11 protein-coding genes are annotated in these 13,436 nt (G+C 68.9%); 8 read left to right on the forward strand and 3 right to left on the reverse strand.

Annotation, left to right across the window (positions count from 1 at the left end; genetic code table 11):
* The first annotated feature begins 285 nt into the window (after positions 1 to 285).
* Positions 286 to 714 (forward strand): hypothetical protein, encoded by a 429-nt coding sequence (locus tag ACG00X_RS16820; RefSeq protein ID WP_394489532.1) that lies wholly within the window; start codon positions 286 to 288, stop codon positions 712 to 714.
* Between the two features lie 16 nt (positions 715 to 730).
* On the opposite strand, the gene icmF is transcribed toward ACG00X_RS16820, so the two are convergent.
* Positions 731 to 4,156 (reverse strand): fused isobutyryl-CoA mutase/GTPase IcmF, encoded by a 3,426-nt coding sequence (icmF, locus tag ACG00X_RS16825; protein ID WP_394489534.1) that lies wholly within the window; start codon positions 4,154 to 4,156, stop codon positions 731 to 733.
* A 119-nt stretch (positions 4,157 to 4,275) separates the two neighbouring features.
* Between icmF and ACG00X_RS16830 the strand changes: the two genes are divergently transcribed.
* Entirely contained in the window at positions 4,276 to 6,255 is a 1,980-nt protein-coding gene (locus ACG00X_RS16830; RefSeq protein ID WP_474103008.1) for an OPT family oligopeptide transporter, read from the forward strand.
* Positions 6,256 to 6,436: 181 nt separating this feature from the next.
* Here the strand turns inward: ACG00X_RS16830 and ACG00X_RS16835 are convergent, their stop codons facing one another.
* On the reverse strand, positions 6,437 to 7,114 hold the full coding sequence (locus ACG00X_RS16835; protein WP_394489538.1) for a Bax inhibitor-1/YccA family protein: 678 nt from the start codon (positions 7,112 to 7,114) through the stop codon (positions 6,437 to 6,439).
* Positions 7,115 to 7,220: 106 nt separating this feature from the next.
* Between ACG00X_RS16835 and ACG00X_RS16840 the strand changes: the two genes are divergently transcribed.
* From ACG00X_RS16840 to ACG00X_RS16865, 6 genes are all read left to right on the forward strand, one after another.
* Positions 7,221 to 8,117, forward strand: coding sequence for a LysR family transcriptional regulator (locus ACG00X_RS16840; RefSeq protein ID WP_394489540.1), 897 nt, complete (start codon positions 7,221 to 7,223; stop codon positions 8,115 to 8,117).
* Between the two features lie 87 nt (positions 8,118 to 8,204).
* Positions 8,205 to 9,395: an isovaleryl-CoA dehydrogenase gene (locus tag ACG00X_RS16845; protein WP_394489542.1), complete on the forward strand. Its 1,191-nt coding sequence runs from the start codon at positions 8,205 to 8,207 to the stop codon at positions 9,393 to 9,395.
* Between the two features lie 120 nt (positions 9,396 to 9,515).
* Entirely contained in the window at positions 9,516 to 10,190 is a 675-nt protein-coding gene (can, locus tag ACG00X_RS16850) for a carbonate dehydratase (RefSeq protein ID WP_394489544.1), read from the forward strand.
* A 101-nt stretch (positions 10,191 to 10,291) separates the two neighbouring features.
* Entirely contained in the window at positions 10,292 to 10,876 is a 585-nt protein-coding gene (locus ACG00X_RS16855; RefSeq protein WP_394489546.1) for a hemerythrin domain-containing protein, read from the forward strand.
* Between the two features lie 107 nt (positions 10,877 to 10,983).
* Positions 10,984 to 12,567: an SH3 domain-containing protein gene (locus ACG00X_RS16860; RefSeq protein ID WP_394489548.1), complete on the forward strand. Its 1,584-nt coding sequence runs from the start codon at positions 10,984 to 10,986 to the stop codon at positions 12,565 to 12,567.
* 42 nt (positions 12,568 to 12,609) lie between these two features.
* Positions 12,610 to 12,861 (forward strand): DUF3297 family protein, encoded by a 252-nt coding sequence (locus ACG00X_RS16865; protein WP_394489550.1) that lies wholly within the window; start codon positions 12,610 to 12,612, stop codon positions 12,859 to 12,861.
* Positions 12,862 to 13,025: 164 nt separating this feature from the next.
* Here ACG00X_RS16865 and ACG00X_RS16870 read toward each other — a convergent pair whose 3' ends face one another.
* Entirely contained in the window at positions 13,026 to 13,376 is a 351-nt protein-coding gene (locus ACG00X_RS16870) for a cytochrome P450 (RefSeq protein ID WP_394489552.1), read from the reverse strand.
* Positions 13,377 to 13,436 lie beyond the last annotated feature (60 nt).

The following is a 13,436-nucleotide window of genomic DNA, read 5'->3' on the forward strand; positions in this document are numbered from 1 at the left end:
GCTGAGTCTAGACTTTCTGCCCGATTTCCGCCTGTGACCTGCCGCTTTGAAGACGCTGCTGACGCTGCGGTTGAGCGCGCCGACGTTTGTCCAACAACTGCCCTCGGGCCGGTCTGGTGCATCGGCCTGCCTGACGCGACCGGCGGGTGTCGGACAAACCCGAGCGGCCGTCGTTCAGAATGACCGCGACTTGATCCAGCGCCGGTTGCATTGCACCGCCATCTTTGACGGGCTTCGTGAGCGACTGGTCATTCGCACAACCCCATGTCTAGCAACAGGCACCTCATGTGGCCATTCTTCTTGTTCGCTCTGGTTCTGATCAGCTTCCTGATGGTGCTGGCAGAGACAGGCAGTGCTCACGAGGCCTTTGTCGCCTCTGCCTGGATCTCTCCCCTCCTGCTGTTCGCCTGCTACTTTGCGTCGCGTCGTGGCAAGTCGCCGACAACCATCGAGCGTGTATTGGCCGGTCTGTGGATTCTGGTCCGTCGAGTGGTTTGCTTCGTTGGGGCCGCCTTCTTCTTGATGGCCGGCGTGTTCGGTGGCATCGCCGCCTTTGAGCAGCGCAATGCATTCGTGCTGGTCGGCGTCATCTTTTGCCTCGCATTCGGCGTAGCCAGTATTTGGTGGGGCCTCTATGGTGATGGCACGGGCCGGAGATTCGGTGATGCCAGATCAAAGCATGAGGAGAGGAAACGCCGGTATGGATGGAAGTAGCGGCCGCTGACGCCGCTCACATGTTGCGCCGGTACTGCCCACCCACCTCGAACAGCGCGTTCGTGATCTGGCCGAGCGAGCACACGCGCACGGCGTCCATCAGCACGTTGAACACGTTGCGGTTCTCGATGACGGCCTGCTGAAGGCGGGCCAGCATGGCGGGCGCCTGGTCCGCGTTGCGCGCATGGAAGTCGGCCAGACGCGAGAGCTGCGACTGCTTCTCTTCATCCGTCGAGCGCGCCAGCTCGATGTGCTCGGGCACGGGGTCGCCCTTGGGGTTGCGGAAGGTGTTGACGCCGATGATGGGGTGCTCGCCCGTGTGCTTGAGCGTCTCGTAGTGCAGCGATTCCTCCTGGATGCGGCCGCGCTGGTAGCCGGTCTCCATGGCGCCCAGCACGCCGCCGCGTTCGCTGATGCGCTCGAACTCGGCCAGCACCGCCTCTTCGACCAGCTCGGTCAGCTCGTCGATGATGAAAGCACCCTGGTTGGGGTTCTCGTTCCTCGCCAGCCCCCACTCGCGGTTGATGATGAGCTGGATGGCCATGGCGCGGCGCACGCTGTCTTCCGTCGGCGTGGTGATGGCCTCGTCGAACGCGTTGGTGTGCAGCGAGTTGCAGTTGTCGTAGATGGCGATCAGCGCCTGCAGCGTGGTGCGGATGTCGTTGAAGGCGATTTCCTGTGCATGCAGGCTGCGGCCCGAGGTCTGCACGTGGTATTTGAGCTTTTGCGAGCGGTCGTTGGCGCCGTAGCGGTCGCGCATGGCCACCGCCCAGATGCGGCGCGCCACGCGGCCCAGCACGGTGTACTCTGGGTCCATGCCGTTGCTGAAGAAGAAGCTCAGGTTGGGCGCGAAGTCGTCGATGTGCATGCCGCGCGCCAGATACGCTTCCACGAACGTGAAGCCGTTGGACAGCGTGAGCGCCAGTTGGCTGATCGGGTTGGCGCCGGCCTCGGCGATGTGATAGCCCGAGATGCTCACCGAGTAGAAGTTGCGCACGCTGTGCTGCACGAAGAACTCGGCGATGTCGCCCATGACCTTGAGGCTGAACTCGGTCGAGAAGATGCAGGTGTTCTGGCCCTGGTCTTCCTTCAGGATGTCGGCCTGCACGGTGCCGCGCACGTTGGCCAGCACCCAGGCCCTGACCTTGGCGGCCTCATCAGCCGTCGGGTCGCGGCCGTTGTCGGTGCGGAACTTGGCGAGTTTCTGGTCGATGGCCGTGTTCATGAACATGGCCAGGATGGTGGGCGCCGGGCCGTTGATGGTCATGGACACCGACGTGGTGGGCGAGCACAGGTCGAAGCCGTCGTACAGCACCTTCATGTCGTCCAGCGTCGCGATGCTGACGCCGCTATTGCCCACCTTGCCGTAGATGTCGGGCCGCGGCGCGGGGTCGGCGCCGTACAGCGTGACCGAGTCGAAAGCGGTGGACAGGCGCTTGGCGGGCATGCCTTCGCTGACGAGCTTGAAGCGGCGGTTGGTGCGGAAGGCGTCGCCTTCGCCCGCGAACATGCGCGTCGGGTCCTCGCCCTCGCGCTTGAACGGAAACACGCCCGCCACGTAGGGGAAGCTGCCGGGCACGTTCTCCAGCATCAGCCACTTCAACAGCTCGCCGTGGCATTCGTAGCCGGGCAGGGCGACCTTGCGGACCCGGGTGCCGGACAGGCTGTGCGTGACGAGGGCCGTGCGGATTTCGTGGTCGCGGATCTTCACGACGTACTCGTCGCCGGCGTAGGCCTTGACCATGTCGGGCCAGCCTGCGAGCAGCTGGCGGGCGTCGGCGTCGAGCCGCGCGCGGCGCTCGTCGGCCAGCGCGCCGAGTGCCTCGCGGGCCCGCTGCCGCTCGGGGGCGGCGGCCTCCAGCATGGCGCGGCTGGCTTCCAGTTGCTGGATCTCCCGCGCCAGTGCGGCCTGCTGGCGCGCGCGGGCCTTGTAGCGGCGCACGGTCTCGCCGATGTCGGCGAGGTAGCGCATGCGCGCGGCGGGCACGATGGGCGTCTGGTGCGTGCTGTGGCGCGTGTGAACCTGCGGCAGCCGGCCCTCCCCGAGGCGCAGGCCGAGCTCGCTCAGCCGAGGCTTGAGCGCCTGGTAGAGCGCGGTGACGCCGTCATCGTTGAAGCGGCTGGCCATGGTGCCGAACACGGGCATGGTGTCGGGCGACTGGCCGAAGGCCTCGCGGTTGCGCTGCACCTGCTTGGCCACGTCACGCAGCGCGTCCAGCGCGCCCTTGCGGTCGAACTTGTTGATGGCGACGAACTCGGCGAAGTCCAGCATGTCGATCTTCTCGAGCTGGCTCGCGGCGCCGAACTCCGGCGTCATGACGTACATGGGCACGTCCACCAGCGGCGCGATGGCCGCGTCGCCCTGGCCGATGCCGGAGGTCTCGACGATGACGAGGTCGAAACCGGCCACCTTGGCGGCGGCGATGACGTCGGGCAGCGCCGGCGAAATCTCGGAGCCGAAGTCGCGCGTGGCAAGGCTGCGCATGAAGACGCGCGGGCCCTGCGACCACGGGCCGATGGCGTTCATGCGGATGCGGTCGCCCAGCAGCGCGCCGCCACTCTTGCGGCGCGAGGGGTCGATGGAGATCAGCGCGATGCGCAGGCTGTCGCCCTGGTCCAGCCGCAGCCGGCGGATCAGCTCGTCCGTCAGGCTGGATTTGCCGGCGCCACCGGTGCCGGTGATGCCGAGCACGGGCGTCTTCATCGTCAGGGCTCGCTTGCGCAGCGCGTCAACGAGGGCCGCGTCGGCGCGTGGTGCCCACGCAGGGCTATCGCCCTTCTTGCCGCTCTGGCCTTCGGCCGGAACCTGGCGGTTCTCCAGTGCCGTGAGCAACTGCGCGAGCGAGCGCCATGCCGCGTCTGAATGGCCGGTGATGGCGTCCAGGGACTTCGGTGCGTAGACGCTGAAGTCCTGGTCGGTCTTCATGACCATCTCGCCGATCATCCCTGCCAGGCCCATGCGCTGGCCGTCCTCGGGGCTGAAGATGCGCACGCCATGCCCGGCCAGTTCGCGGATCTCGGCCGGCACGATGACGCCGCCGCCGCCGCCGAACACCTGGATGCGCTCGCCGCCACGCGCCGATAGCAGCTGCACCATGTACTTGAAGTACTCGACATGCCCGCCCTGGTAGGAGCTGATGGCGATGCCCTGGACGTCTTCCTGCAGCGCTGCGGTGACGACCTCGTCCACCGAGCGGTTGTGCCCGAGGTGGATGACCTCGGCCCCCATGCCCTGCAAGATGCGCCGCATGATGTTGATGGCGGCGTCATGCCCGTCGAACAGGCTGGCGGCGGTGACGAAGCGGACCTTGTGGGTCGGGCGGTAGTCGGCCAGCGATGCGGCGGCGCCGGGCGGCTCCGCCGCGCTGGCGGCTTCTCGGGCGGCAGGCCCGTCGCCAGCGCGCCTTGTGGGCGCGATGACGTCGGCGGCGAGATCGGTCATGGCTTGTCTCCTTGATCGTTGTCGGATTCTAGGCATCTGGTTGACGTTAACGTCAATTGAGGCGGCCGCGCGTCTGCCGCGATGATGCGCGCCTCGCCACCTCTGGCCGCTTGCGACGCATGAACACCTCTTCCCCTGCCACGCCCACGCTGGGCACCGAACTCACCTGGCGCGGCATCGTGCTGGGCATCCTCATCACGCTGGTCTTCACGGCGGCCAATGTCTACTTCGGCTTGAAGGCCGGCCTGACGTTTGCGACATCCATCCCGGCCGCTGTCATCGCGATGGCGCTGCTGCGCAAGGCCAAGGGAAATTCGATTGGCGAGACCAACATCGTGCAGACCATCGCGTCGTCCGCCGGCACGCTGTCGTCCATCATCTTCGTGTTGCCCGGCCTGGTCATGATCGGCTGGTGGACGGGCTTCCCGTACTGGCTGTCGGCCTCGCTGTGCGCCCTGGGCGGTGTGCTGGGCGTCATGTATTCCATCCCGCTGCGCCGCGCGCTGGTGACGAATTCGCCGCTGCCCTACCCGGAAGGCGTGGCCTGCGCCGAGGTGTTGAAGGTGGGGCACGCCAGTGACAGCGGCGAGGGCAGCCGCCAGGGGCTGATTGCGATCGTCATGGGCGCGGTCGTGTCGGCGGCCTTCAGCGTCGTTGTCGCGACACAGTTGTTCGCGGCCAACCTGGCGCAGTACTTCCGGCTGCCGGGCAGCGACAGGAACGGCGCCGGGCCAGCCACGGGGTATGACCTCAACTTCAGCTTCGCGCTGCTGGCCGTGGGCCACCTCGTGGGCTTGTGGGTGGGCATCGCCATCCTCGTCGGTGCCTGCATCGGCTGGCTGGGCGGCGTGCCGATGCTGACGCAAGGTGTGGACGGGGCGGCGGAGGCCGTGGCCTTGTTCGCGTGGAGCAAGAAGGTGCGCTTCATCGGCGCGGGCTGCATCGCCGTCGCGGCGATCTGGACACTGCTCAAGCTCGCCAAGCCCGTCGTCACGGGCCTGCGCTCGGCGGCGCAATCCGCCCGCGTGCGCAAGGCCGGCCAGGCCGACACGCTGCCTCGCACCGAGCGAGACATTCCCATCGGCACGGTGGGCCTCGTCACGCTGGCCTGCATGCTGCCCATCGGCTTCATGCTGGCTCAGTTCGCCGGTTCGGCGGGCCTGGGCGAGCAGCTCGGGCTGCTGGTGGTCGGCGGTGTCGCCTATGTCGCGCTGATGAGCTTCTTCGTCGCCGCCGTGTGCGGCTACATGGCCGGGCTGATCGGCTCGTCCAACAGCCCGCTGTCGGGCGTGGGCATCCTCGTCGTCATCGGCGTGGCGCTGCTGCTGGCGCTGGTGGTGAAGCCGCTGCTGCCGGGCGTCAGTGGCCAGGCACTGGTGGCTTACGCGCTGTTCGTCACGGCCGTGGTGCTCGCCGTGGCGACGATCTCCAACGACAACCTGCAGGACCTGAAGACTGGCCAGCTCGTCGACGCCACGCCGTGGCGCCAGCAGGTGGCGCTCATCATCGGCGTCGTCGCCGGTGCGGCGGTCATTCCGCCGGTGCTGGACCTGCTGAACCAGGCCTACGGCTTTGCCGGCGCGCCCGGCGCCGACGCTAAGAAGGCGCTCGCCGCCCCGCAGGCCGCGCTGATCTCGGCATTGGCCAAAGGCGTGATCCAGGGCGACCTGGCCTGGGATCTGATCGGCATCGGTGCCGGCATCGGCGCGGCCTGCGTCGTCATCGACGAGCTGCTGAAGCGTTCGACGGCGGGCAAGGCGCACCTCGCGCCGCTGGCCGTGGGCCTGGGCATCTACCTGCCGCTGAACAGCACGCTGACCATCGTCGTCGGCGCCGTGGCGGGCTGGCTGTTCGAGCGCGCCGCCGAGCGCCGCCGCAACGCCGAGTCCACCAAGCAGCTGGGCGTGCTGATGGCCTCCGGCCTCATCGTCGGCGAGAGCCTGCTGGGCGTCATCCTCGCCGCCGTCGTCGTGTTCTCCGGCAACGGCGCGCCGCTGGCGCTGGTGGGCGAGAGCTTCGCGACGACGGGCCAGGTGCTGGGCTTCGCGGCCTTCGCCGGGCTTGGCGTCGGGCTCTATCGCTGGCTGTTGAAGCGCTGAGCCCCAGCAGCGCCGCGGTCATGTGTGCTCGTGCGGCGCACGTCGGGCCGAGCGCCGGGCCGCTCCCAAGCCGGCCCACTTGGTGATGTGCTCGCGGCTCGACGCCGCGAGCATCACCGTCCCCACGGGGGACCGGCTGGGTTCGCCCGCGTTCAGCGGGGCGAGACCGGACGAGGGGCACTCAGTCATCCGAGCTGGCGAAGCCGAACAGCTGCAGCAGGCTCGTGAACAGGTTAAAGATGGACACGAACAGGCTGACCGTGGCGAGCACGTAGTTGGTCTCGCCGCCGTCGACGATCTGCTTGGTCTCGAACAGGATCAGGCCGGCCGACAGCAGCGCCACGACAGCAGAGACGGTCAGCGCCAGCGCCGGGATCTGGAAGAAGATCGCCGCCAGGCCGGCCAGCATCGCGATGATCATGCCGGCGAACAGGAAGCCGCCCATCCACGACAGGTCGCGCTTGGTCGTCGTCGCGTAGGCCGACAGCGCCAGGAACACGGCGCCGGTCGCGCCGAGCGCCAGCATGACGGTCTGCCCGCCGGCGGGCAGCGCCAGCGTGCGGGTCAGCAGCGGGCCCAGCGTCCAGCCCATGAAGCCGGTCAGCGCGAAGACCAGGCCCACGGCCGCGCCGCGGTTCTTCAGCTTGTGGATGCCGAACAGCAGGCCGAAGTAGACGACCAGCGTGAGGATCAGCCCGGGGCCGGGCAGGTTGAAGGCGACGGCAGCACCGGCGACGGCGGCGCTGAACAGCAGCGTCAGCGACAGCAACGCATAGGTGTTGCGCAGCACGCGCTGCGCGGCGCTGCGGTCGAGCGAGGCGCCATAAGGCATGGCGATGACGGTGGGGCGGGTTTGCATGGCAGACCTCCTTGGGAATGGAACGCCTGCAGGGTAGATAGCTGAAGATTCAAATAAAAGCAGAAAATCGAGAACAATTTCTTCTGCATAACTTGAGGAGTTGCCCATGAGCATGAGCTTCAGCTACCGCCACCTGTACTACTTCTGGGCGGTGGCCAAGGAGGGCGGGCTCACGCGCGCCGCCGAGCGCCTGGGCTTGTCGGTGCAGACGGTGTCGACCCAGGTGCGCGAGCTGGAACAGTCGCTGGGCGCCGCGCTGCTGAAGCCGGCCGGGCGCGGGCTGACGCTGACCGATGCCGGCCAGGCGGCGCTGGAGGTGGCGGAGCAGGTGTTCTCGCTGGGCGAGACGCTGCCCGAGCGCGTTCGCGACGCGGCGACGGCACCGGCCATGCGCCTCGCGGTGGGCATCTCCGACGGCTTGCCCAAGCTCGTCGTGCAGCGCTTGCTGCAACCCATCATCGACACGCCGCACCTGCGCCTGCTGTGCCATGAGGACGAGTTCGACGACCTGCTTGGCGACCTGGCGCTGCACCGGTTGGACGTCGTGTTGGCCGACCGACCCGCGCCGTCCAACCCCAACCTGCGCGTCTACAGCCACGCGCTGGGCAGTTCACCGATGGCGTGGTTCGGCGCGCCGCGCTGGGCCGAAGCGGCGATGCGCGACTTCCCGGCGTCCCTCGCCGACGTACCGCTGCTGCTGCCCACGGCGCATGCGGCCGTGCGCGCCCGGCTGGACCAATGGCTGGACCGCCACGCGGTGCGGGCGCGCGTGGCCGGCGAGTTCGAGGACAGCGCGCTGCTGGCCACCTTCGGTGCTGCGGGCATGGGCGTCTTCCCCGCGGCGACGCTGATGAGCGACAAGCTCGTGCAGCGCGACGGCCTGGTTCGGTTGGGCGACTGCGCGGGCGTGGAGGAGGCGTTCTACGCCGTGGGCACCGACAAGAAGATCGCCCATCCGCTGGTGCGCCGGTTGCTGCCGCAGCCTGACGAGGCGACTGCGTGACTTGCTACAGTTGACGTTCACGTCAATCAAGCGCTCGACGGCCCTGGCACGACCGGGCGCCGGACGGGCCGCACAGGAGACTTCCGCATGAATCTGCCCGGCCTCAACTTCCAGCTCGGCGAGGACATCGACGCACTGCGTGACGCGGTGCGGGCGTTCGCCGACGAGCAGATCGCCCCGCGCGCGGCCGAGATCGACCGCAGCGACCAGTTCCCCATGGACCTGTGGCGCAAGATGGGCGAACTCGGCGTGCTCGGCATCACCGTGCCGGAGGAATACGGCGGCGCCAACATGGGCTACCTCGCGCACATGGTGGCGATGGAGGAGATCAGCCGGGCCAGCGCCTCGGTGGGCCTCTCCTACGGTGCCCACAGCAACCTGTGCGTGAACCAGATCCGGCGCAACGGCAACGAGGCGCAGCGGCAGAAGTACCTGCCGAAGCTGATCAGCGGCGAGCATGTCGGGGCTCTCGCGATGAGCGAACCGGGCGCCGGCTCCGACGTGTTGAGCATGAAGCTGCGCGCCGAGCTGAAGTCGGGCGCAGGGGGCGACTACTACCTGCTCAACGGCAGCAAGATGTGGATCACCAACGGCCCCGACGCCGACACGCTGGTGGTCTACGCCAAGACCGATCCCGAGCTGGGCGCACGCGGCGTCACGGCCTTCCTCATCGAAAAAGGCATGCCCGGTTTCAGCATCGCGCAGAAGCTCGACAAGCTGGGCATGCGCGGCTCGCACACGGGCGAGCTGGTGTTCCACAACGTCGAGGTGCCGGCCGAGAACGTGCTGGGCGGCGTGAACAACGGCGCCAAGGTGCTGATGTCGGGGCTGGACTACGAGCGTGCCGTGCTGACGGGCGGGCCGCTGGGCATCATGCAGGCGGTCATGGACAACGTGATCCCCTACATCCACGACCGCAAGCAGTTCGGCCAGAGCATCGGTGAGTTCCAGCTCATCCAGGGCAAGGTGGCCGACATGTATACCGTGCTGCAGGCGGCGCGCAGCTTTGCCTACACGGTGGCCAAGAACCTCGACCTGCTGGGTCCTCAGCATGTGCGCCAGGTGCGCAAGGACTGCGCGTCAGTGATCCTGTGGACCGCCGAGAAGGCGACCTGGATGGCCGGCGAAGGCGTGCAGATCTTCGGCGGCAACGGCTACATCAACGACTACCCGCTGGGGCGGCTGTGGCGTGACGCGAAGCTCTACGAAATCGGCGCGGGCACGTCGGAGATCCGCCGCATGCTGATCGGCCGCGAGCTGTTCGCCGAGACCCTGTGATGGTCGAGCGCGCCGGCAACGAGCCGCGTGGTTGCGCTGTTGCGGTGAAGGCTTATCGCCGCAACGCGGATGTGAGTCGGCGCCAGACGATGTGAAACACGGGCCTGCGAAAATCGCGTCATGACGACCGAGACCAACCAAGACCTGCAAGACCTGCTCGCCAAGAACAAGCGTTGGGCCGCCGACACCGAGGCGCGCGAGCCGGGCTTCTTCTCGCGGCTGCTGAAGCAACAGACGCCCCAGTACCTGTGGATCGGCTGCGCCGACAGCCGTGTGCCGGCCAACGAGCTGGTGGACCTGCTGCCCGGCGAGCTGTTCGTGCACCGCAACGTCGCCAACGTGGTCGTGCACTCGGACCTGAACTGTCTGTCGGTCATGCAGTTCGCGGTGGACCACCTCAAGGTGCGCCACATCATCGTCGTGGGCCACAGCAACTGCGGTGGCGTGCGTGCGGCGCTTTACGACATGCGCGTGGGCCTGGTGGAGAACTGGATTCGCCACGTGCAGGACGTGCGCCACATGCACGCGGAGTGGCTGGCCACCGTGCCCGAGGCGCGGCGTGTGGACGCGCTGTGCGAGCTCAACGTGCTGGAGCAGGCGCGCAACGCCTGCCACACCACGGTTGTGCAGGACGCCTGGGCGCGCGGGCAGGAGATCGTCGTGCACGGCTGGGTCTACGGCCTGCACAACGGGCTGCTGGAAGACCTGGCGCTGACGGCCGCCCGCGCCGAGGACGTGGACCCGGCCTACCGCCGTGCGCTGCTCAACGTGAAGGCGCGCTACACGGCGGCTTGACTGCGCGCCGGCCGGGCGCTCGACGAGGTTCCGTCCGACAAACGCGGCAGTAGCGGCTTTCCACAATGGCGGCGTTGCCCCATTGCCCCAGGAGACGCCGCATGATCTTCGAAGCCATCCGCGAGAGCCACGACCTGCAACGCGACCTGTGCCGCAAGCTCACGGCGTCGCGCGGTGACATGGCGAGCCGCCAGCTGCTGTTCCTGCAGCTCAAGGTCGAGCTGATGGCCCATGCGGCGGCCGAGGAGCGGCACCTCTATGTGCCGCTGCTGATGGCCGATGGCGGCCTCGACGCGTCGCGCCATGCGCTGCACGAGCACCACCAGGTGGACGAGCTGCTGGAAGACCTGTCGGTGCGCAACAAGGAGCAGGACGGCTGGATCGCGACGGCCAAGACGCTGAGCTTCAAGGTGCGCCACCACCTGAAGGAAGAGGAGTCCAAGTTCTTCCAGCTGGCCGGCCGTCTGCTGCCGGATGCGAAGAAGGCGCAGCTCGCGGCCAGGTACCGCCGCGAGATCGTTCGCATGCGCAAGCACTATGCGGCGGAGTTCGAGAGCATCGCGGTGTCTGGCGAGACGGGCCTCGTCAAGCCCGCCAAGGCCGCTGCCGACAAGCCGGCCACGCGAGGCAGCGCCAGCGCTGGCGCGCAGTTGCGCGGCCACGCCAAGCCGCGCCGTACGCGCTGACCGGCGCTGAACGGCCGCCCGACCGACCCCGCCACGCCTGAGCGCAGGCGCACGCTCCCCCCAGGATGGAGCCCGGCGGCCCCGCCGAGCTGCCCCATCATGGCGGCATGAAACGACGACTGCTGTTCACCTGCCTGGGCCTGGTCGCGATGCTGGCGCAGGCCGAATCCACCGCGCGCTGGGTACAGGCCAGCAGCCTGATGCTGCGCATGGCCCCGTCGCCCACGGCGACTGTCATCGGCCGGTTGGAGCAGGGCCGGGCGGTCACGCTGCAGGCGCTGCCCGCCGAGGGTGCGGACTGGTGCCACGTGGCGGTCGGCGGCGATGGCGGTTATGTGGCCTGCCGCTACCTGAGTGATCGGCCGGTGCCGCCGCCGCAGGCCGGCCAGGGCGGCGTGCCCGCCGACCAGCGCTGGGTGGGCGGCAGCAACCTGCTGCTGCGTGCCGAGCCGCGCGCCGATGCCGCCGTGCTGGGGCGTTTGGCCCTGAACACCGTGCTGCAGCAACTGGGCGAGGACACGGGCAGCGGCTACTGCGCCGTTCAGCGCGTCGGCGGCGATGCTCAGAAGGGCTTCACCGCCTGCCGCTATCTGCTGCGCTCGCCGCTGGCCTGGGCGCAGCTGAGCGAACCGCACCAGGGCGGGGCCGACAACCCCGACTTCGACCCCGCCCGCGCGTTCTGGATCGCGCCCAGCTGGGAGCTGATGGCCCACTACGCGCGCCGCGTCGCCCAACAGCGCCAAGCGCTGGGTGACGCCGCGCCCAAGGGGCCGGACGAGCAGCTGGAGCGCATGAAGGCCAGGTTGTCCGGGCAGGTGCTCACGCTCAAGGAGCCGCCGGCGGCCTGGCTGCCGTGGGACGCCTTGCTGGCCGAGGCCGCCGCGCCGCCGTCGCGCGAGCAGGCTCAGTCGCTGGCCGCCGACCTGAACCTGTGGGGCGGCAGCTTCGACGACGGCATGCCTGACGGCCGATCGGCGCGCATCGCGGCCTTCGTGCAGGCGCTGCCGGCGCTGCCCAAGGCGGCGTCGTCCTGGTGGCGCGGCGAGGCCGAGCTGGCGGGGGCGGGCGAGTCCATCGCGGCGCTGGCCACGCGCTTCGGCGCCAAGGTGCAGTGGCTGCACGAGTCCTTGCAGCCGGGCTCGCAGAGCCGGGGCGCGATCGCGCCGGGCGTGCGCATCGAGCGGCTGACCAAGCCGCTGCACCGGGTCAGCCTGCTGGCCGGCGAGGCCTTGCGCGACGACGTCGCGGTGCCGACGCAGAACCGCGTCGACTGGGACCCGACGGCCGACTACAACTGCCCGGGCTGGGAGCCAGGTTTCGCCCATGGCGACGCGGACGCCGACACCTTCAAACGCAACGACTTCACGCCCCGCCAGGCCAGTGGGGCGCCGGTGCTGTTCCGCTTCTGGAGCGCACGCGCGCTGCCGGCCGGGGCGGCGCACTGGACGCGCCAGGCGTTCAAGCTCGACCGGGACCTGACGGGCTTTGTCAGCGGTGAGCTGCGCACCGTGGACCTGGATGGCGACGGCATTGCCGACCTGGCCTGGCTGCAGGCCACCGGCCGCGGCCCGGGCCACATGGGGCCGCAACCGGCGCATGACGACGCCTGGCTTCGCCTGTTGCTGGCCAACGTCGCCGGCAGCTGGCGGCTGCTGGGGGTGGACCAGTTCTCCTATGGCTGCGGCTGCTGAGCGGGCGCGACAATACGCCGTTCACTCACCCGTTGCCCCGTCATGTCCGAAGCTCCCGCCACCCGCCCCGAACTGCCCGACCACCTGAGCGTCGACCCGCGCAGCCCCCACCATGTCGCCGCCGTGTTCGAGCACGACATCGGCATCCGCTTCAACGGCAAGGAGCGTTCCGACGTCGAGGAGTACTGCATCAGCGAGGGCTGGATCAAGGTGCCTGCCGGCAAGACGCTGGACCGCAAGGGTCGGCCGCTGTGCATCAAGCTCAAGGGCGTGGTCGAAGCCTATTACCTGTGAGCCCCTCGCCCAGGCTTGCCGCGCTGAAAGCGGGCAAGCCTGGTCGGTCTTGCAGACCGCACGGCCTCAGCCACCGAGCGGACGGCGATGCTTGCGGCATTGAGCCGTAGGCACATCGCCCAAGCGGGTCGGCTTGGGGCGGCCCGGCGCTCGGCCCGAACACATCACGAGCGCGCGGCCAGCCGCAGCGTCAACCCGCCCTCCGGGCGCAACGTGACCGCCAGGCGCGGCTTCGGTGCCTCGGTGCTGACGGGGCGCAGCTCGAAACGCTGCAGCCGCATCGCCTCCTTCAGCGTGGCCGACAGCAGCGGCAGCGCACCCGCGTCGTCGGCCGTCGGCACGCGGCCCGCCAGTACCGCGTCGACCTCGTCGCGCACGCGGGCCTGGATGGCCGGGTGGGCCGCGAGCAGCCAGCTCCACCACAGCAGCGCCGTCGCGCTGGTCTCGTGGCCGGCCTGGAAGCTGACCATGCATTGGTCATGCACCTCTTGCGGCGACAGCGTTTCGCCTTCCATTCGGGCTTTCTGACCGCAGCGAGGTCTGCTCCCGTGGGGTTCACAGGCCCTGGACCGACG

The organism is Pelomonas nitida, assembly GCF_043555975.1.
In the GTDB taxonomy this organism is placed as follows: Bacteria; Pseudomonadota; Gammaproteobacteria; order Burkholderiales; family Burkholderiaceae_C; genus Pelomonas; species Pelomonas nitida.

Bases quoted from the DNA above. Each gene is read 5' to 3' on its own strand.
- ACG00X_RS16835 (WP_394489538.1), bottom strand. From the start codon at position 7,114: ATGCAAACCCGCCCCACCGTCATCGCCATGCCTTATGGCGCCTCGCTC.
- ACG00X_RS16865 (WP_394489550.1), top strand. From the start codon at position 12,610: ATGTCCGAAGCTCCCGCCACCCGCCCCGAACTGCCCGACCACCTGAGC.
- ACG00X_RS16830 (WP_474103008.1), top strand. From the start codon at position 4,276: ATGAACACCTCTTCCCCTGCCACGCCCACGCTGGGCACCGAACTCACC.
- ACG00X_RS16860 (WP_394489548.1), top strand. From the start codon at position 10,984: ATGAAACGACGACTGCTGTTCACCTGCCTGGGCCTGGTCGCGATGCTG.
- ACG00X_RS16870 (WP_394489552.1), bottom strand. From the start codon at position 13,376: ATGGAAGGCGAAACGCTGTCGCCGCAAGAGGTGCATGACCAATGCATG.
- ACG00X_RS16845 (WP_394489542.1), top strand. From the start codon at position 8,205: ATGAATCTGCCCGGCCTCAACTTCCAGCTCGGCGAGGACATCGACGCA.
- ACG00X_RS16820 (WP_394489532.1), top strand. From the start codon at position 286: ATGTGGCCATTCTTCTTGTTCGCTCTGGTTCTGATCAGCTTCCTGATG.
- can (WP_394489544.1), top strand. From the start codon at position 9,516: ATGACGACCGAGACCAACCAAGACCTGCAAGACCTGCTCGCCAAGAAC.
- ACG00X_RS16855 (WP_394489546.1), top strand. From the start codon at position 10,292: ATGATCTTCGAAGCCATCCGCGAGAGCCACGACCTGCAACGCGACCTG.
- ACG00X_RS16840 (WP_394489540.1), top strand. From the start codon at position 7,221: ATGAGCATGAGCTTCAGCTACCGCCACCTGTACTACTTCTGGGCGGTG.
- icmF (WP_394489534.1), bottom strand. From the start codon at position 4,156: ATGACCGATCTCGCCGCCGACGTCATCGCGCCCACAAGGCGCGCTGGC.